This window comes from Streptomyces griseoruber (assembly GCF_001514205.1).
In the GTDB taxonomy this organism is placed as follows: Bacteria; Actinomycetota; Actinomycetes; order Streptomycetales; family Streptomycetaceae; genus Streptomyces; species Streptomyces griseoruber.
Genome location: NZ_KQ948782.1, coordinates 134132 through 151325 on the forward strand (window position 1 = coordinate 134132; position 17194 = coordinate 151325).

Here is a 17194-nt window from a genome sequence, read left to right on the forward strand (position 1 = left end):
CGAACGGAAGGAGCGGTGGATGATCGCGGTGGTGGGCCACGCCGACGTGACCTCGGAAAGCCTTGGGCTGATCGAGGCCGAACTGGTGGCTCGGCTGGAGGGGGAGCCCGGCGGCGACCCGGGAGTGGTGCGCGCCGGTGGCGGCGCCCCGGTGGCCTTCGCCCGGGCGCTGCGGGTGGCGGGGCGCGACCTGGTCGTGGTGATCCCCACCAGCGGCATGGTGCCCGCGCTGCTGCCCGAGCGGGACCGGGTGCCGACGGGGGAGCTGCTGCTGCTCGCCCGGGAGGTACGGCTGCTGACGTACGACCCCGGCGACCGCGACGCGTGCGTCGGCGCCGACGAGGAGATCATCGCGGGCTGCCGGCGCCTGGTGGCCGTGTGGGACGGCTCGCCCTCCAACGGCAGGGACGCCACCGCGCATCTGGTGGCCTACGCCCGTGCCCGCGGCGTCGAGGTCGAGGTGCTCTGGCCGGCGGGCGCGACCCGCACCGGCCTGCGCGTGGCGCCGGGCCGACGGTGACGGCCGGGTCCCGGTCCGGGACCTTCGGGCCCCGGGCCCGGGACCAGCCGGGGGCCGTTCGACCCTATCGGCGTCTCCCTCCCTGCGGTGATCTTGGGTCGGCGGGAACCGAGCCGGCCGGAAGCCAGGCCGTCAGGAAAGCAAGGCCGTCAGGAAAGCAAGGGGAGGACACGCACCGGTGGACGAGGTACGTACAGAACTGGTGGAGACCACGCGGGGGAGGGACGCGGAGACTCCGGCCCGGCCCTCCTGGGTGGAGTGGCTGACGACCACCGACCACAAGAGGATCGGCACGCTGTATCTGGTCAGCGCGTTCGTGTTCTTCATCGTCGGCGGCGTGCTGGCGCTGCTGATGCGGGCCGAACTCGCCCGGCCGGGACTCCAGTTGATGTCGAACGAGCAGTTCAACCAGGCGTTCACGATGCACGGCTCGATCATGCTGCTGATGTTCGCGATGCCGCTGTTCACCGGGTTCGCCAACTGGATCATGCCGCTCCAGATCGGCGCCCCGGACGTCGCCTTCCCCCGGCTGAACATGCTGGCCTTCTGGCTCTTCCTGTTCGGTTCGTCGATCGCGGCCTTCGGTTTCCTCACCCCGGGCGGGGCGGCGTCCTTCGGCTGGTTCCTCTACGCGCCGCTGTCGGACTCCGTGCACTCGCCGGGCCTCGGCGCAGACCTGTGGATCATGGGCGTGGCGCTGTCGGGGTTCGGTTCGATCGCCGGCGCCGTCAACTTCATCACCACGATCATCTGTATGCGCGCCCCCGGCATGACCATGTTCCGCATGCCGATCTTCACCTGGAACGTGCTGCTGACCGGCGTCCTGGTCCTGATCGTGTTCCCCGTCCTCGCGGCGGCCCTGTTCGCGCTGGAGTGCGACCGCAAGTTCGGCAGCCATGTCTTCGACGCGGCGAACGGCGGCGCCCTGCTCTGGCAGCACCTGTTCTGGTTCTTCGGACATCCCGAGGTCTACATCCTGGCGCTGCCGTTCTTCGGGATCGTCTCCGAGGTGATCCCCGTCTTCAGCCGCAAGCCGATGTTCGGCTACATGGGCCTGATCGGCGCGACCATCGCCATCGCGGGCCTGTCGGTGACCGTGTGGGCCCACCACATGTACGTCACCGGCGGGGTGCTCCTGCCCTTCTTCTCCTTCATGACGTTCCTCATCGCCGTCCCGACCGGCGTGAAGTTCTTCAACTGGATCGGCACCATGTGGAAGGGCTCGCTGTCCTTCGAGACGCCGATGCTGTGGACCACGGGCTTCCTCGTCACGTTCGTCTTCGGCGGCCTCACCGGAGTGATCCTCGCGTCACCCCCGATGGACTTCCACCTCTCCGACTCGTACTTCGTCGTCGCCCACTTCCACTACACCGTCTTCGGCACGGTCGTGTACGCGATGTTCGCCGGCTTCCACTTCTGGTGGCCCAAGTTCACCGGCAAGATGCTCGACGAACGCCTCGGCAAGATCACCTTCTGGACGCTCACGGTCGGCTTCCACCTCACGTTCCTGGTCCAGCACTGGCTGGGCGCGGAGGGCATGCCCCGCCGCTACGCCGACTACCTGGCCGCCGACGGCTTCACCGCCCTCAACACCCTGTCCACCATCGGGGCGTTCCTGCTCGGCCTGTCGATCCTGCCGTTCCTCTACAACGTCTGGAAGACCGCCAAGTACGGCAAGCCGGTCACCGTGGACGATCCCTGGGGCTACGGCCGCTCCCTGGAGTGGGCCACCTCCTGCCCGCCCCCGCGCCACAACTTCACCAGCCTGCCCCGCATCCGCAGCGAGTCGCCCGCCTTCGACCTGCGCCACCCGGAGATCGCCGCGCTCGAGGCGGAGGGCTAGGCCGTGGTCCAGCCCGTCGCCGCTCTCGGCGCCGCGATGGTGACCGTGTCCGGCTGTGTCTGGTATCTGCCGGCCCTCGTCGACCTGCGGGCCGGCGCCGACCGTCCCGACTCCCGCCGCACCGCCGCGGCCGCCTGTCTGAGCGGCTGGAGCACGACCGGGGTCATCGCCTTGCTGCTGGTCCTGGCGGAGGCCTGGTGGGCGCCCGCCGCCGCGGCGGTCACCGGAGCGGCCGTCACGGCGGTCCTGCGGGGCCGTGCGGTCGTACAGCGGCGGCGTGAGGCACGTCAGGCCGCGCACGACTGGGCGGAGTTGCGCGCGGACCCGCGTCCCGCCGGCCCCGGCCGGAGCCGGCGGGTCGTCGCCGTGCTCCTCGCCTGTGGGCTGTTCACGGCGGTGACCACGGCGGCACTGGAGATGGCCGTGGCGCGGGAGCGGGGCCCTGACCTGCTGTCGCTCGCCGTGGCGCCGACCGGGATCGTCGCCCTGTCGGTCGTCCTCGCGGTGACGTACGCGGGCCTGGCCCGCCGCCGTGCCGGGGCGGGCGGCTACCGGAGGCCGTAGAAGCGCAGGGGCGAGTTCGGCGCGAAGCCGATGCGGGGGTAGACCGGGGCGCCCGCCGCGGTCGCGTGCAGGGTGGCCCGGGTCAGTCCGGTGGCCCGGGCGCCTTCGTACAGGGCCTTCCGGGTCACGGCTTCGCCGTAGCCCCTGCGCTCCCACCGCGGGTCCGTGGCGACGAGGACGACGAACAGCCGGCCGTCGGCCTCGACGGTCGCGGCGCAGGTCACCGGGATCTCCTCCCGCAGGCCCAGCCAGGCGTGCACGCCCCGCTTCCAGAGCGTGGAGCCGGCCAGTCCGTCGCGGCCGTCGGCCAGGGGGAAGCCGTAGGCGCGGGAGTTGAGGTCGGCGTAGGCGCGCAGGTGCTCGTCGGTGCTCACGCGGACGAACGTGAGGTCGGGGTGGGCGGGCTCGGGGAGCGGGAGCAGATCACCGGCCATGCCGGTGCCGGGGAAGGCGTAGGCGAGGCCCGCTCGTTCGGCCGCCTCCGTGAGACCCGCGCGTGCCCCGGTGCCGAGGAGGTCCTCGAAGACCCAGAGGAAGCCGGGGTGTCGCTTCGCCCGCATGATGTCCGCCGCCTCCGCCAGGCGCCGTCGGGTCAGGGCCGCGTCCGCCCCCACCTCGGTGAGCGTGAGGCAGTTCCAGAAGGCGAAGCGGCAGTCGGCCCAGCGGACGGCGATCCCCGGCAGGTCCCTGACGTCCGCCTCGGCGTCCCGGTCGAGGACCATGGCCCGCCAGACGGTGGCGAGTTGCTGCATCGACTCGACCGAGTCCGCAAGATCCGTACGAGGGGTCACCCTGCTCCTTTGACCGTTCGAGGGAAGTGTGCGCGGCGAGCCGCGGCCCGCCGCTACTCGGCCACGAACCGCAGCCGGCGGCGGGCGCGGGGCGGGGTGTTCCGGCGGGCACGGATCTCCAGGAGGACGGCCATGATCACGACCAGGCCCCAGGCGACCGAGAACACCCCGGTCTGGCCCTCGTCGTCGAAGGCCAGCCAGCCGACTCCGGTGCCGCCCAGGGTCAGCGCGCAGGCCGCCGCGAGCGGTGAGGGGGTCCGGGGGCGCAGTGCGCGGACCAGACAGAGCACGGCGAGGGCGAGCAGCGGCGCGGCGAAGATCTCGACGCGGTCGAACCCGTCGGGCGAGGCCCCGTAGTACTCGCTGCTGTAGGAGTCGTAGTAGTAGAGCGATCCGTACTCGGACGAGTAGCCGGAGTCGGGGGCCGCACCGCCCGCCGTGACGCTCGCGACGGCCAGGGCCCCGGCGCCCCACCACAGGCACGTCGAGGTGAGGGGGAACCAGCGGAACAGGGCGAGCCCGAGCACGGCGGTGGCCACCCACACGCCGATGAGCGGTGCGAGGGAGTCGTCGTACAGATCCTGGTAGCCGATGGTGACGACACCGGAGGCGGCGAGGCCCAGCAGGGCGACGAGCCGTCCGGTGCCGAGGGGGAAGCGTCGCGTACGGGACGAGGCGCCGGGGTCCGGGGGCGAGCCGCCGTCGGAGGCGTCCGGGCCGGGCGGCTCACCCGGTGGCGGGCCGACGGGCCTCGGCGGTGTGGGAGCGGTGCGGGTCTCCTGCCGGGCCAGTGTCGTGTGGCCCGGTCCCGCCTGGGGACAGGCGGACGTGCGGGCGGGCGGGACGGTGGGGGCGGGCGGCGCGGGAGGCGCGGCCGGCACCGGGGCGGCGGCCTGCCGGGCCGGTGCCGTCACCGGCGCGCTCAGCGCGGCGAGGGTCTGCGCCAGCGCCTCCCGCAGCTCCGCCGCGCTGCCGAGCCGCTCCTCGCGGTCCTTCGCCAGCGTCCGCAGCACGAGAGCGTCGACGGCGGCCGGGATCTGCGGGCGCAGCCGGGACGGTACGAGAGGCTCCTGGCTGATGTGCTGGTGCATCACCGCGAACGGGGAGTCGCCGACGAACGGCGGACGGCCGGTCAGCAGTTCGTACAGCAGGCAGCCGCTGGAGTACTGGTCGGAACGGCCGTCCACCGGCCGCCCCGTGAGCTGCTCGGGGGAGAGATAGGCGGGGGTGCCGACCGTCATGCCCGTGGCGGTGAGCCGGGTGGTGGTCTCCGCGACGACCTTGGCGATCCCGAAGTCCAGGACCTTGATGTCGCCCCCGGACGTCAGCATGACGTTGGACGGCTTGATGTCCCGGTGGATGAGGCCCTGGCCATGGCTGTGCGCGAGGGCGTCGGCGATGTCCCTGCCGACGGCCAGGGCCCGTTCGACCGTGAACGGCCCCTCGGTGAGGGCGTCGGTCAGCGTGCGCCCCTCGATGAACTCCATGACGAGGAACGGCGTCGTCTCGCCGTCCGTGGTGTCCTCGCCGACGTCGTGCAGGACGGCGACGTTGCGGTGGTTGAGCGAGGCGACCGTGCGCGCCTCCCGGCGGAACCGGACGCGGAACTCCTCGTGGCGGGTGAGGTCCGGCGGCAGGACCTTGACCGCCACCGTACGGCCGAGCTCCCGGTCCGTGGCGCGCCAGACCTCCCCCATGCCACCGCGCCCCACCGCCTCCACCAGTTCGTATCTCTCCGCGAGCACCCGTATGGCTCTGCCCCCCTGACGGCATGCGGCAGCCCGACGTCGTACCGGCTGCCGTGGATTCGCCCGCCACCATACTGGCGAAAATCCCCCCAGGGGATATGCATCGACTTGTCGCACAAATGTATGTATTTTGCTCGGGCTTGGGACTCCACGGAACCGGCGGGGATCACTTCGGCGTGGGCAGCGCCCCGCCCTCGACGCACTCCCACTCGACCCCGGGCAGGCCCGTGAGCCAGCGGTCGGCGACGCTCGCGAGCCGCTCCCCGGCACGCGGTGAGGTGCGCCCGAGCCCGATCGCGTACCGCGCGGTCGCCGGCTCGGCGAGCAGCGTCCGCGGCCAGGCGTGGGCCTCCGGCACGCCCGACTCCTCCAGCGCCGCGAGCAGCGCCCGCATCCGTCCCCGCACCCGCCCGTTCAGCTCGTCGAAGTCCTCCGGGCGGCGGGCCCGGACCGTCACCACCGCCCAGGCCGCGTGGCGCCGGTGCAGGGGCGGCGGCGACAGCAGCGCCGGCCGGGGATCCGTCCCGGACCCGGCCGCGGTCTCCACGAGGTCCCAGGCCCGGTACAGCTCCTGGCTCAGCAGATCCCGCGTACCGGCCCCGACCTGCCCGGTGCAGGAGCGCACGGGCGCGCCGGGGGTCAGCACGGTCAGCGCGCCCCCGTCCGCCGGGCCCTCCCCGGTGAGGGCGACGGGCTCGCGCCAGTCCCACGCGGCCCAGGTGCCGAAGAACCGCCGCAGCAGCTCGGTGTCGTCCGCGCCGGCCGGCGCCTCCCGGACCGTACGGGCCGCGAGCACCGCCCACGCCACCCCGGGCAGCCCGCCGAACGGCGCGGAGTCCAGCCCGCGCGCCCGCGCCCACGCCTTCACGGTGCGCGCCAGCGAAGCGAACCCCGGCGCTCCCTGCGCGCCCACCGCCGTCAGGACCGCGTCGGCGTCGGACACCGCGCTCAGCGCGACCGCCGCGGCCTCGCCCAGCTCGGCCCGCCGCGCCACCGCGTCCCGCGGCGGCACCGGCCCCGTCCCCACGACCACCAGGTCCACGTCGAGCCCTTCGGCACGCAACCGCAGCCCCGGCACCCGCGCGCCGACGACCTCACGCACCCGCGCCGCGTCCGGCAGCGCCGCCGTGACCCGCTCCCGTACGGCCGCGAGGTCGACCGCCCCCGGCAGCGCGGCCACCACGTCGAGGTCGGCGCCCGCCAACGCGCAGCCCATGCGCCGGGACCCGGCCACCTCGACCGCGCCCTCGGCGAACGCGTCCGCCAGGCGCCGTACGACCCGCTCGGCCGCCGCCCCGTCCGCGGCGGGCAGGACGTCCTGGCCGGCGGCGGGTCCGGCCCAGTCCGCCCAGTCCCGGTCGGGGCGGCCGACCGCGGGCTCGGGCAGCCAGCGCACCTCGCCGGTGCCGAGGGCGACCGTGGCCCGCGGCCGCATCGGTTCGTCGCCGCGCCGGGAGAGCAGGACCAGTTCGCCGACCCGCGCGGTCATGGGGGAGAGACGGGCCGCGCAGTCGGCCTCGACCGCGTGCGGGTCCGCGGTCCGGCCGAGGCTCAGATGCGGGGTGAACCCCTCGTGGTGCCCCCGGGAGCGCGGGAAGCGCCGTACGAGGGCCTGCCACAGTTCCGCCCACGGCGTCTCGTCGGCCGCGGCGGGGTCCAGCCACACGGTCGCGCCGTGCCGGTGCCCGAAGCTGTGCAGCCCGTCGAGCCGGGCCGTGAACGGCTGGACCTGCGCGGCCGCCGTGGCGAGCAGCGGCGCCGCCCGCTCGAACTCCGACTCGGGGACGAAGCCGAACAGCACGTTGACGTGCGGCGGCCAGCGCCGGATCTGCACATCGTGGTCCCGGCGCACATCCTGGATCGCGGGCCACAGCTCACGCGGCGGAACCCAGGCCAGTGCCGTACGGGGCGTCGGCGCGAGGTCGAGCATGTCGACGGGCGCACCGGTGCCGCAGTACAGCTCGGCGGCGACCCCGTAGTGGTCGGAGAGGTACGGCCCCTGCGGGGTGGGCGTGTCGCCGAGCAGCGCGGCGCCGGTCACGCGCGGGCCGTCGGCGGGGCGGACGAAGACCCGGTCGAGGCGGGAGGCCCGGCCGCTGAGGGAGGAGACGGCGGCCAGCGGGTTCACGCCGGGGTCGAAGGTGGGGGAGTCGTCGCCCGGCCCGTGGGTCTCGGTCCAGGCGTCGAGCATGCCGAGGGTGCGCGCCGGTCCCGGCCCGCCGTCGTTGAAGTCGCCGACCAGGACCAGACCGCCCGGCACACCCGACAGCCCCTCGGCGAGCCGGGTCAGTTCGGCGGCGCGCCGGGCCGGCCCGTCCTCGGAGTGGTCGCTCGTCAGATGGGTGGCGGCCACGGTCAGCGGTCCCGACGCGGTGTCCACGACGAGGGCGGTGACGGCCTTGTGGTGCCCGAGGACGTGCAGGGCCCCCTCCCGCACGGGCAGTCGGCTGAGCAGGAGCAGCCCGCAGTCGTCGACGTCCTTCCCGTAGGGGTCGGTGGCGAGGGTGTAGCCCGCGCGTGTCCAGTCCGCGTCCAGCAGCATGGTCAGCAGCCCCGCCTCGACCTCCTGGAGGGCGATGACGTCCGCGTCGGCGCGCTCCAGCGCCTCGAGCAGCAGCGGGCGGCGCCGGGCGGTGTCGATGCGGTCGCTGTCGTAGCGGTCCCAGAGCGTGTTCCAGGTCAGGATCCGCACCCGGTCGCGCCCCGCGTCCGGCGCCGGCGCCGGGGACGGCGGGGCGGGCCGCCATCGTCCGGCCACCGCGTCCCAGGCGTGCGGGGTGCGCGCGGTGAAGAAGGGCGCCCGCAGTCGCCGCGCCTCGCGCACCCGGCCGGCGCCGGAGGCGTCGATGCGGTCCACCCCGGTGGCGCGGTCCCACACCAGCTCGCCGTCCGCCTCCACGAACAGCACCCGGTGCCAGGGGATCTCGCCGCCCGGCACGAACGCCGGCAGCGGCACCCGCTTCGGCGCGGCATGGCGCTGGTTGATGCCGAGCACGAACCGCGCGGGGTCGAACCGCGGATCCCAGCGCACCCGGTGGTAGATCTCCTCGCTGGTACGCATCAGCCGTCCTCCCCCTCCAGTGTGCCGTCACGGTCCTGCACGGTCCCGTCCGCGCCGACGTACCAGGTCCGGTGCGCCTGGCCGGGGTACGGCGGCACGTACCGGCGCAGCTGCCCCGCCAGCACGTCGGCCGGCACCGGATGCGCACGCCCGGCGTTGCGTCGTACGAGCTCGTCCTCGCCCGTGACCAGCACGGCATGCGTGACCAGCGCGTCGCGGCGGCGGGCCACGGCGTGCACCAGGGACCGCTGGTGCGGGTTGAGCGAGGTGGCGTCCCACACCACCTGGCCGGCGTCGGCCGCCAGCGCCCGGTCCAGCCGGTCCAGGCCCTCCCGCAGCACCTCCCCGTTGGCCTTCTGGTCCGCCCGCGCGCCGCGCGCCTCCCGCAGCCCGTCCAGCGAGACACACGCCGAGACGCCCTCCAGCCGCGCCGCGAAGGCGCTCTTGCCGCTGCCGGACGGCCCCACGAGCTGCACCAGCCGGGGCGACTGTCCGCCCCGCCACCGCCAGGTCGCCGCGACGGCCTCCGCCACCGTGCGGACCCGCCCCCGGGCGTACGCCTCCCGCGTCTCCGTCCAGCAGCGGTCCGCCGCCGCGCCGCCGATCCCGTCGCGCTCCAGCGCCTCGCGCAGCCCGGCCCGCAGCGCGCCCAGCGGCGCCTCACCGAACAGCCCGGCCTCCTGCGCGTGCAGCGCGGACCACTCCACCTGCTCACGCGCCTCGTCGTCCCCGGCGACCGCCCCCGCGACGGCGTGCAGCACTCCGAGATCGGCCGCGAACGACATCCGCACGAGCCCCGCCCGCCGCTCCCCGTCCGGGTACGGCCGGTGCAGCGCGCCGTGCAGCCCCACCAGATCGGCGACCCGCCGCGCGAGCGGCACCCCCAGCGCCCCGGCGGCCCCGCTCAGCAGCCTCGCCCGGGGTGTGCGGTGCAGCAGCGCGGCGAGCACCCCCGCGAGCCGGGCGTCCCCGCCGCGACCGAGCACGTCCAGCCGGGCGGCCACGTCCTCGGCGGCGGCCGCGTCGAAGCCGGGGGCCGTACCTGAGCCGGGGGCCGCACCTGAGCCGGCGGCCGCACCGGGGCCGGGGGCCGTGCCGAGAGCGGCGTGCGCGTCGCCGCTCGCCTTCGCGTCGAGGCGGGGGATGCCGAGACGCGCGGCCAGCGCCCGCGCGTCCGGCGCCGCTCCGGACCGTACGGCCCACAGCGGCGCGGCGGGGCCGAGTCCGTTCGCCACCACCGCCGTGTGCATCCAGTGGGTGTCCGTCGTGACATGCCCGGACCGCACCCACTTGGCCACCCGCCCGGCGAACTCCGCCCGTGCGAAGCCCTCCGCGGTCCGTACGACGAACCCCTCCTGCCGCCCGGTCTCCACCCGCAGCCGCCGCAGCGCCCGTTCGTCGAACACCCCGCGCCACAGCACCGGCGGCACCGGCACCCCCAGCCCGCGCAGGAACCGCACGGTCTCGTCCCAGCCCAGGCACCGGTCGCGGGCGTCCCAGACGGAGAAGCCGTAGAAGTAGCCGTCCAGGGTGTCGTACGGGAGGGAGTGGCGGGCGTACATGTTCTCGCCGCACACCCGCCATCCCGCCGGTATCCGCGCCGCCACGCGCCCCTGGAGCGCCTTGACCCACGCCCGGGACGGATGGTGCGCGGAATCCACGGACCGCGCGTGCAGTCCGTCCGCGTACAGCGTGGTGTTCTCCCCGTCGAGCTTCTCGGTGACGACGACCTCCCGCCCGGCGAACCCCTCGAGGCCCGTGGCCCGCACATCGTCGGCGGAGACACCGGGTGACCAGGGCAGATGGGGAGTTCGGGGGTAGGCGGTGCGCATGGCGGCCACTATAGGAGCGGGGGAAACGGGGCCTCCAACGGTTTACGGGGCGGAGTGGCCGAGGAGGGCGCTGACGAGATCAACTTCTACGGCCCGCTCCTGCTCACCCGCGCCTTCGTCCCGGTCCTCGAGGCCAACGGCGGCGGCCACGTCCTCACCGTCCACTCCGTCCTGGTCCTGGCCGACGACATCACCCGCTGGGTGAAGGGCGCGCCGACGGGCGACGTGGTGTCCCTCCACTCCCAGCTCGCCCCGTGAGACGCCGCGGTTCCGGGTCGGCGCTCCCCGGAGCTAGCCTCTCCCCATGACCATGGACGCGAAGCCCGGTTCCCGTGAGCGGCTGCTGGACGCGGCGGCGACGCTGGCCTACACCGAGGGTGTCGGGATCGGTGTCGAGGCGCTGTGCCGGACGGCGGGGGTGTCCAAACGGTCGATGTACCAGCTCTTCGAGAGCAAGGACGCGTTGCTGGCGGCGAGCCTGGAGCGGCGGGCCGCCGGCTACGCCGCCCGGCTGCTGCCCGAGGGCGACGCCGCCGGGACACCGCGCGAGCGGATCCTGCACGTCTTCGCGGAGCTGGCGGCGCAGTCGGCCGCGCCGGAGTTCCGGGGCTGCCCGTATCTCGCCGTGCAGATCGAGCTCAAGGACCCGGAGCATCCGGCGAGCCGAGTCGCCCGGAGGATCAAGCTGGGCCTCACCGACTTCTTCCGCACCGAGGCCGTCCGCGGCGGCGCGCACGACCCGGAGCTGCTGGCGCGTCAGCTCATCCTGCTCTTCGACGGGGCGAGCGCCCGGGCCGGCATCAAGGCCGACACCCTGTCCGGCCTGATCACGCCGACGGTCGTCACCCTGCTCGACGCCGCGGGCGTGGCATGAGGGCGACTGCGGTCACGCGGGCGGCGGATGCCCCCGCGCCGAACGCCTCCGGGCGGTGCCTCGCCGGGCGGCTCCCCGTCGGCCAGGGGTGACGGCCCGACTGCCGACGATCTCCGCCGCCGGGTGGCCGGGCAGCGCACCACTCGGTGACCGTGCCGTGCTCGTCGACGACGGCCCGCTCCGTCGGATTCTCGGCCCTCGGTCCACCGCACGGGGCACCGTGCGTCTCAGTGGCCCACGGGGCGCCGGGGCAGCGGGGACGAGTACACGACGCTGGTCGTGACGGAGCCCAGGGTGCCGATGCGGCCGGAGATCTCCTCCAGATGGCGCATGGAACGCGCCGCGACCTTGATGACGAAACAGTCGTCACCGGTCACATGATGGGCCTCCAGGATCTCCGGCATCGCCTCGACCAGGTCGTGGAAGGGCTTGTAGTTGCCGTTGGGGTAGCGCAGCCGCACGAACGCCAGGATCGTCAGCCCGACCTTCTCCGGGTCCACGACCGCCGCGTAGCCGCTGATGATCCCCGCCTCCTCCAGTCGTCGCACCCGCTCGGTGACCGCGCTGGGCGACATGGAGACGGCCCGCGCGAGGTCGGCGAAGCTGGCCCGGCCGTCGCGCTGGAGGACGTCGAGGATGCGCCAGTCGACGGCGTCAGGGGTGAACGGGGAAATCGCGGTCATGGCGGAGAATTACCACGGATTCCCCGGCCGGGGCAATCAAACGCCGTGGACCCACCGCGCTCACTCCAGCCCGAACAGACGCGCCCCGTTGTCGTGACAGACGCCCCGCAGCCAGCCGTCGCCCAGCCCCAGGCGTTCCAGAGCCTCCAGCTGATGGACGTACGGATAGGGGATGTTGGGGAAGTCGCTGCCGAGGAGGACACGGTCGGCCAGGCCGGAGAGCCGGGACAGGGCGTCCGGGGGGAACGGGGCGAAACGGTCCGCGAAGTCGGTGAAGGCCATCGTGGTGTCGAGTCTGACCTCCTGGTACCGCTCGGCGAGGGTCAGGAAGTCCTCGTACTCGGGCATCCCCATGTGCGCGACGATCAGCCGGAGGCGGGGGTGCCGGGCGAGGACCCGCTCCACCCGCTCGGGGCCGGTGTACTTGCCCGGCGCGGGACCCGAGCCGCAGTGGATCACGACCGGGACCCCGGCCTCGGCGAGCAGTCCCCAGGCGGGGTCGAGGAGGTCGTCCGCCGGGTCGTACGCCCCCACCTGGACGTGTGCCTTGAAGACGCGCGCGCCCGACTCGATCGCCTCCCTGACGTAGGACTCGACGCCCGGCTCGGGGAACAGGGTCGAGGTGTGCAGGCAGTCGGGGGTGCGGCGGGCGAAGCCGGCGGCCCAGCCGTTCAGCCACCGCGCCATCTCCTCCTTGTGCGGATAGACCATCGACGTGAAGGCGCGGACGCCGAAGTCCCGGAGCACGGCGAGGCGTTCGGTCTCCTCCGCGCGGTAGGTGATGGGCCACTCGACGCCACCGGTCAGCGGGCCGAGCGCGTCGAAGTAGTCCCAGACCTTGCGCAGCACGTTCTCGGGCATGAAGTGGACGTGCACGTCGACGAGTCCCGGCAGCCCGAGCCGCTCCTGGAACCGCCGTACCGCGACCGCCTCGCCCACCCAGTCGTGTGCTTCCGTCATACGTCCCTCTCGAAGTCGTCGGGGGGTGGGCGCGTCCGCGCCGGGGAAGCCGTCAACCGGCCTTGCCCGCCGCCGCGTCGAGCAGCGGGCCGAGTTCCCGGGACACGGTCGTCAGGGCCCGTACGTCCTGCTCCGCCCGGGCCATGATGATCGCGCCCTCCAGAGAGCTGATCATGAGCGTGGCGAGCGCGTCCGACCGCCCCCCGGGTACGCCCATGCCGGTCAGGGCCGCCGCCAGCGGTGCGGTCCACGCGGCGAAGGCGGCGGCCGTGGCCTCCCTCGTGGACGCGGTGGTCCCGGCGCAGTCCACGGTGGCGGCGGCCAGCGGGCAGCCGCCCGCGAAGCCGGCGGTCTCGTACTCGTCCGTCCACTGGCGCACCATCTCCGCGAACAGCGCGCTCGGCGTGGGCTCCGGCAGCGCGGCCAGGAGCCGGGCGACGCGCTTGCCCGCGTACCGTCCGGCCCAGCCCACGGCCTCGTTGACGAGCTGTTCCTTGCCGCCGGGGAAGTAGTGCTGGAGCGAGCCGCGCGGTGCCGCGGCATGCACGGCGACCTCGCGCATCCCGGTGGCGGCGACCCCGCCGCGCCGCAGCAGCTGGGCCGCGCTGAACACCATCCGCTCGCGCGGCCCGCGCCCGGACGTCGCCATCCCTGACCCCCGCCCCTTCGTCCGGCCGTTCGGAACCCGTACCGGCCCATTCTATGACCATCGTCATAGGGCTGTGCCGCTACGGCCGCGCGGCTGGTCAACAGCCCTGTCCGAAAAGGAGGTTGACGGGACCCGGACTCGGAAACTCCGCTCGTATCCCTTAGAGTGCCCTGAGTTCGGGGGCGGGCAAGGGGCAGGGCGCGTCCGCGTGGAGTCGAGAGAGGGCCAACCATGCAGGGCACGAACGACGAGCCGGTCCCGGGGCGCCACAGAAGGCCCAGTCGGCGAAGGTTCCTGCTGCTGGCCACGGCCGGCGCCGGTGCCCTCGGCACGGCCGGGGTCGGCTGGTCGGCCTTCGGGGACGAGACCCCGCCGCCGCGGGTGTTCTCCTCGCAGCAGGACATCGACGGTCGCCGAAGCGACATCACGGCCCTGCTGGACGCCGCGGATCCGGCGGCGGTCGCGGCCTGGATCACCGGCACGGGCACCGCCCCGGACGCGATCCCGACGGAGCTGGACACCCAGGTCAACGCCCTGGCGGACGCCGCGGCGGCCGGCACGGGCACCGACCGGGCCGCGGTCGTCGTCTCCCGGGTGCGGACCGCGGCCACCCAGCGGACCATATGGGACCGCAAGTACGACTTCCTGCGCACCGGTTCGGGCGGCGCCGGCACCTTCGGCGTCATCACCGACGAGACACGCGCCACGTACCCCACCGAGCTGGGCACGGACCCGCAGTGGGACCCCGACAAGGCATCCCACCGCACGGTCTGGGCGTCCATGACCCCGGACGAGCGCCAGATCGAGATACTCCGCACCTCCACCGCGCCGGGCGTCTCACGCCACCACCTCGGCTCCGACGCCGACTTCTTCGACACCACCCCCCAGAACTGGACGGACGACGGCCCGCAGGCCGCCCACTACGCCTGGCTGCGCGCGAACGCGTCCCGCTACGGCTTCCTCCAGACGTACTCGGCCGCGTCGGCCCAGGACACCCCGGCGATCAGCCAGGAACGCTGGCACTGGTCGTACGCCCCGGTCGCGGAGGCGGTCCTGGGTTTCGTCCGGGCGAACGACGGCCTGATCACCGGCGCGCTGGACCGGCTGTGGAGCTACGACCCCGCGCGGTTCACCTACATCCGGGCGAACTGGCGGAACTACATGTTCCACGTCAACGAGCAGGCGTACTTCGGCTGAGCACCGCCGCCGCCGGTTCGTCGGAACGGGGACCGGCGGTCCGTCGTCCCTGCGCACGATCCGATCTCCTCCTCGAGGCTGATCCGCGAAGGCCCGGCTGGTGCCCTGGCACCAAGCGGAAGTGCCAGCACGCGCACGATGTCCGGGCACCCCTTCTCCGGTCAGGCTGGTCGTCGACCCGAAACCAGACCAGCACCACCGACCTGGAGATCCTTTTTCCGTGGCTACCTTGCTCTACCGCCTGGGCCGCACCGCGTTCCGGCGGCGCTGGCTCGTGACGTTGTTGTGGGCAGTGATACTCGGCGCCGTCGGCCTCGGCGCGGCCAAGGCCCCCGCCTCCTCCGACGACGGCACGTCCTTCATGCCCGGCATCGAGGCGCAGAAGGCCTTCGACCTGATCGGGGAGCGCTTCCCCGGCTCCTCCGCCGACGGCGCGAACGCGCGGATCGTGTTCGTCGCACCCGACGGCGAGAAGGTGACCGCGGCCGCGAACCGCGCCGCCGTCGACGCGCTCGTGAAGGAGGCCGCGGGCGAGCCCGAGGTGGTGAGCGCCGTGAACCCGTTCACGGCGGGCGCGGTGAGCAAGGACGGCACCACCGCCTACGCGACGGTGAACTTCAAGGTCGGGGCCTCGGACCTCACGGACGCCGACAAGAAGGCACTGGAGAAGGCGATCGACGAGGCGCGCGCCGCCGGCCTCACCGTGGAGGTCGGGGGGACCGCGCTGGCGGAGCAGCCCGCGGCCGGCGGCTCGTCCGAGGTCATCGGCATCGCCCTCGCCGCGGTCGTCCTGCTGATCACTTTCGGCTCGCTCGCGGCCGCGGGCCTTCCGCTGCTGACGGCGGTCATCGGCGTCGGGGTCAGCACGGCCGCGATCATGGCCCTGGGCAGCACCTTCGGTCTGTCGCTGACCACGGGCACGCTGGCCTCGATGCTCGGCCTCGCGGTCGGCATCGACTACGCCCTCTTCGTGGTCTCCCGCTACCGGGAGGAACGCGCCCGGGGCCATGCCCCGGGCGAGGCGGCCGGGCTCGCCGTCGGTACGGCCGGCTCCGCCGTGGTCTTCGCCGGCCTCACCGTCGTCATCGCCCTGGCCGGTCTGGCCGTGATCGGCGTGCCGATGCTCACCAAGATGGGGCTGTGCGCCGCCGGTGCCGTCGTCGTCGCCGTCCTCATCGCCCTGACCCTCGTCCCCGCCCTGCTGGGGATGTGGCCCGACGCCGTCCTGGCCCGCTCGGTCCGCAGGGGCCGCCCCGAGGCGGGCCCGGACAACCGCGGCTCCCGGTGGGCGCGGTTCGTGCTGCGCCGCCCGGTCGCCGTCCTCCTGGCCTGTGTCGCCGGCCTGGGCGCCCTCGCCGTACCCGCCGCCCACCTGGAGATGGGCATGCCCGGGGCCGAGTCGAAACCCGTGTCGTCCACGGAGCGGCGCGCCTACGACGCACTCGCCGAAGGCTTCGGGGCGGGCTTCAACGGTCCGCTGACGATCGTCGTCGACGTCAAGGACGCGACCGATCCCGAGACGGCCGTGAGCGGGATCGCGGAGCGGATCGGCGCGACCCGCGGGGTCGTGTCCGTCTCCGCCCCGCAGTTCAACCGGGCCGGTGACGCCGCGCTGTTCTCGGCGGTGCCCACGACCGGCCCCAACGACGAGCGGACCAAGGCCCTCGTCCAGACCATCCGGGGGGCACGCCCCGGCCTGGAGCGGGAGACGGGGGCGACCTTCGAGGTCACCGGGAGCACGGCGATGAACATCGATGTCGCGCAGGCTCTGAAGGACGCGCTCGTGCCCTACCTGGCCGTCATCGTCGGGCTGGCCCTGGTGCTGCTCCTGGTGGTGTTCCGTTCCGTGCTCGTGCCGGTCAAGGCCGCCGTCGGGTTCCTGCTGTCGGTGCTGGCCGCCCTCGGCGCGGTGGTCGCGGTCTTCCAGTGGGGCTGGGGCGCCGCACTGCTGGGCGTGGAGCAGACCGGCCCGATCATGAGCCTGATGCCGATCTTCCTGGTGGGCATCGTCTTCGGACTGGCCATGGACTACGAGGTGTTCCTCGTCGCCCGCATGCGGGAGGCGTACGTCCACGGCGACCGGGCCCCGCAGGCCGTCGTCACCGGGTTCCGGCACAGCGCGCGGGTGGTCGTCGCGGCGGCCGTGATCATGATCGCGGTATTCTCCGGGTTCATCGGCTCCGGTGAATCGATGATCAAGACCATCGGGTTCGGACTCGCGGCCGCGGTGCTCTTCGACGCCTTCGTGGTACGCATGACCCTGGTGCCCGCGGTGCTGGCCCTGCTCGGCGACAAGGCGTGGTGGCTGCCGCGCCGGCTCGACCGGCTGCTGCCCGACATCGACGTCGAGGGCTCGGGACTCACCGCGCCGCCGGTGCGCGCGGGGGCACCGGCCGGCGGCGAGCCCGTGGCCCAGGAACCGGCCCGGACGTGACCGGGGACGCCCCGTGGGTCACGGCACCGGAGACGATG

General features: G+C 73.9%; 13 protein-coding genes and 1 pseudogene. 7 read left to right on the plus strand and 7 right to left on the minus strand.

From position 1 onward, the window contains the following. Positions 1-19: 19 nt before the first annotated feature. From AQJ64_RS38235 to AQJ64_RS47035, 3 genes are all read left to right on the plus strand, one after another. Complete coding sequence (locus AQJ64_RS38235; RefSeq protein ID WP_055637054.1) at positions 20-520, plus strand: hypothetical protein; 501 nt, start codon at positions 20-22, stop codon at positions 518-520. A gap of 202 nt (positions 521-722) precedes the next feature. Further along, positions 723-2363, plus strand: a complete 1641-nt coding sequence (gene ctaD / locus AQJ64_RS38240) for an aa3-type cytochrome oxidase subunit I (RefSeq protein WP_099054076.1) — start codon at positions 723-725, stop codon at positions 2361-2363. Positions 2364-2366: 3 nt separating this feature from the next. Beyond that, on the plus strand, positions 2367-2927 hold the full coding sequence (locus AQJ64_RS47035; RefSeq protein WP_206189832.1) for a hypothetical protein: 561 nt from the start codon (positions 2367-2369) through the stop codon (positions 2925-2927). Here AQJ64_RS47035 and AQJ64_RS38250 read toward each other — a convergent pair. The 4 genes from AQJ64_RS38250 to AQJ64_RS38265 form a co-directional block, all read right to left on the minus strand. Then, positions 2912-3679 carry a GNAT family N-acetyltransferase gene (locus AQJ64_RS38250; protein ID WP_206189833.1) on the minus strand — a complete coding sequence of 256 codons (768 nt, stop codon included), beginning with the start codon at positions 3677-3679 and terminating at the stop codon, positions 2912-2914. The two genes, AQJ64_RS47035 and AQJ64_RS38250, sit on opposite strands and share 16 nt — an antisense overlap. A 92-nt stretch (positions 3680-3771) precedes the next feature. Beyond that, positions 3772-5463, minus strand: a complete 1692-nt coding sequence (locus AQJ64_RS38255) for a serine/threonine-protein kinase (protein ID WP_159060333.1) — start codon at positions 5461-5463, stop codon at positions 3772-3774. Positions 5464-5632: 169 nt separating this feature from the next. After that, positions 5633-8527 (minus strand): poly(A) polymerase, encoded by a 2895-nt coding sequence (locus AQJ64_RS38260; protein ID WP_055632726.1) that lies wholly within the window; start codon positions 8525-8527, stop codon positions 5633-5635. Next, positions 8527-10359, minus strand: a complete 1833-nt coding sequence (locus AQJ64_RS38265) for an RNA ligase family protein (protein ID WP_055632742.1) — start codon at positions 10357-10359, stop codon at positions 8527-8529. Before AQJ64_RS38265 ends, AQJ64_RS38260 begins: the two co-directional genes overlap by 1 nt. A 75-nt stretch (positions 10360-10434) precedes the next feature. Here AQJ64_RS38265 and AQJ64_RS48640 point away from each other — a divergent pair. Together AQJ64_RS48640 and AQJ64_RS38275 are read left to right on the plus strand one after the other, a co-directional pair. Next, positions 10435-10533, plus strand: a pseudogene (locus tag AQJ64_RS48640) (short-chain dehydrogenase); the annotation flags it as partial. A gap of 130 nt (positions 10534-10663) precedes the next feature. Further along, positions 10664-11233, plus strand: a complete 570-nt coding sequence (locus tag AQJ64_RS38275) for a TetR/AcrR family transcriptional regulator (RefSeq protein ID WP_055632728.1) — start codon at positions 10664-10666, stop codon at positions 11231-11233. 227 nt (positions 11234-11460) lie between these two features. Here AQJ64_RS38275 and AQJ64_RS38280 read toward each other — a convergent pair whose 3' ends face one another. The 3 genes from AQJ64_RS38280 to AQJ64_RS38290 are packed head-to-tail and all read right to left on the minus strand — an operon-like array spanning position 11461 to position 13525. Continuing rightward, positions 11461-11916: an Lrp/AsnC family transcriptional regulator gene (locus AQJ64_RS38280; RefSeq protein WP_055632729.1), complete on the minus strand. Its 456-nt coding sequence runs from the start codon at positions 11914-11916 to the stop codon at positions 11461-11463. 60 nt (positions 11917-11976) lie between these two features. Further along, positions 11977-12876, minus strand: coding sequence for an amidohydrolase family protein (locus tag AQJ64_RS38285; protein WP_055632730.1), 900 nt, complete (start codon positions 12874-12876; stop codon positions 11977-11979). A gap of 52 nt (positions 12877-12928) precedes the next feature. Then, entirely contained in the window at positions 12929-13525 is a 597-nt protein-coding gene (locus tag AQJ64_RS38290; protein WP_055632731.1) for a TetR/AcrR family transcriptional regulator, read from the minus strand. A 231-nt stretch (positions 13526-13756) separates the two neighbouring features. Here AQJ64_RS38290 and AQJ64_RS38295 point away from each other — a divergent pair, with 231 nt between their 5' ends. Both AQJ64_RS38295 and AQJ64_RS38300 read left to right on the plus strand, forming a co-directional pair. Beyond that, entirely contained in the window at positions 13757-14722 is a 966-nt protein-coding gene (locus AQJ64_RS38295; protein ID WP_055632732.1) for a D-alanyl-D-alanine carboxypeptidase family protein, read from the plus strand. A 220-nt stretch (positions 14723-14942) separates the two neighbouring features. Next, complete coding sequence (locus AQJ64_RS38300) at positions 14943-17156, plus strand: MMPL family transporter (RefSeq protein WP_055632733.1); 2214 nt, start codon at positions 14943-14945, stop codon at positions 17154-17156. The last annotated feature ends 38 nt before the right edge of the window (positions 17157-17194 follow it).

Excerpts from the sequence above, each read along its gene's own strand:
- AQJ64_RS38235 (WP_055637054.1), top strand. The coding sequence starts at position 20 with ATGATCGCGGTGGTGGGCCACGCCGACGTGACCTCGGAAAGCCTTGGG.
- AQJ64_RS38250 (WP_206189833.1), bottom strand. The coding sequence starts at position 3,679 with ATGCAGCAACTCGCCACCGTCTGGCGGGCCATGGTCCTCGACCGGGAC.
- AQJ64_RS38260 (WP_055632726.1), bottom strand. The coding sequence starts at position 8,527 with ATGCGTACCAGCGAGGAGATCTACCACCGGGTGCGCTGGGATCCGCGG.
- AQJ64_RS38265 (WP_055632742.1), bottom strand. The coding sequence starts at position 10,359 with ATGCGCACCGCCTACCCCCGAACTCCCCATCTGCCCTGGTCACCCGGT.
- AQJ64_RS38275 (WP_055632728.1), top strand. The coding sequence starts at position 10,664 with ATGACCATGGACGCGAAGCCCGGTTCCCGTGAGCGGCTGCTGGACGCG.
- AQJ64_RS38280 (WP_055632729.1), bottom strand. The coding sequence starts at position 11,916 with ATGACCGCGATTTCCCCGTTCACCCCTGACGCCGTCGACTGGCGCATC.
- AQJ64_RS38285 (WP_055632730.1), bottom strand. The coding sequence starts at position 12,876 with ATGACGGAAGCACACGACTGGGTGGGCGAGGCGGTCGCGGTACGGCGG.
- AQJ64_RS38290 (WP_055632731.1), bottom strand. The coding sequence starts at position 13,525 with ATGGCGACGTCCGGGCGCGGGCCGCGCGAGCGGATGGTGTTCAGCGCG.
- AQJ64_RS38295 (WP_055632732.1), top strand. The coding sequence starts at position 13,757 with ATGCAGGGCACGAACGACGAGCCGGTCCCGGGGCGCCACAGAAGGCCC.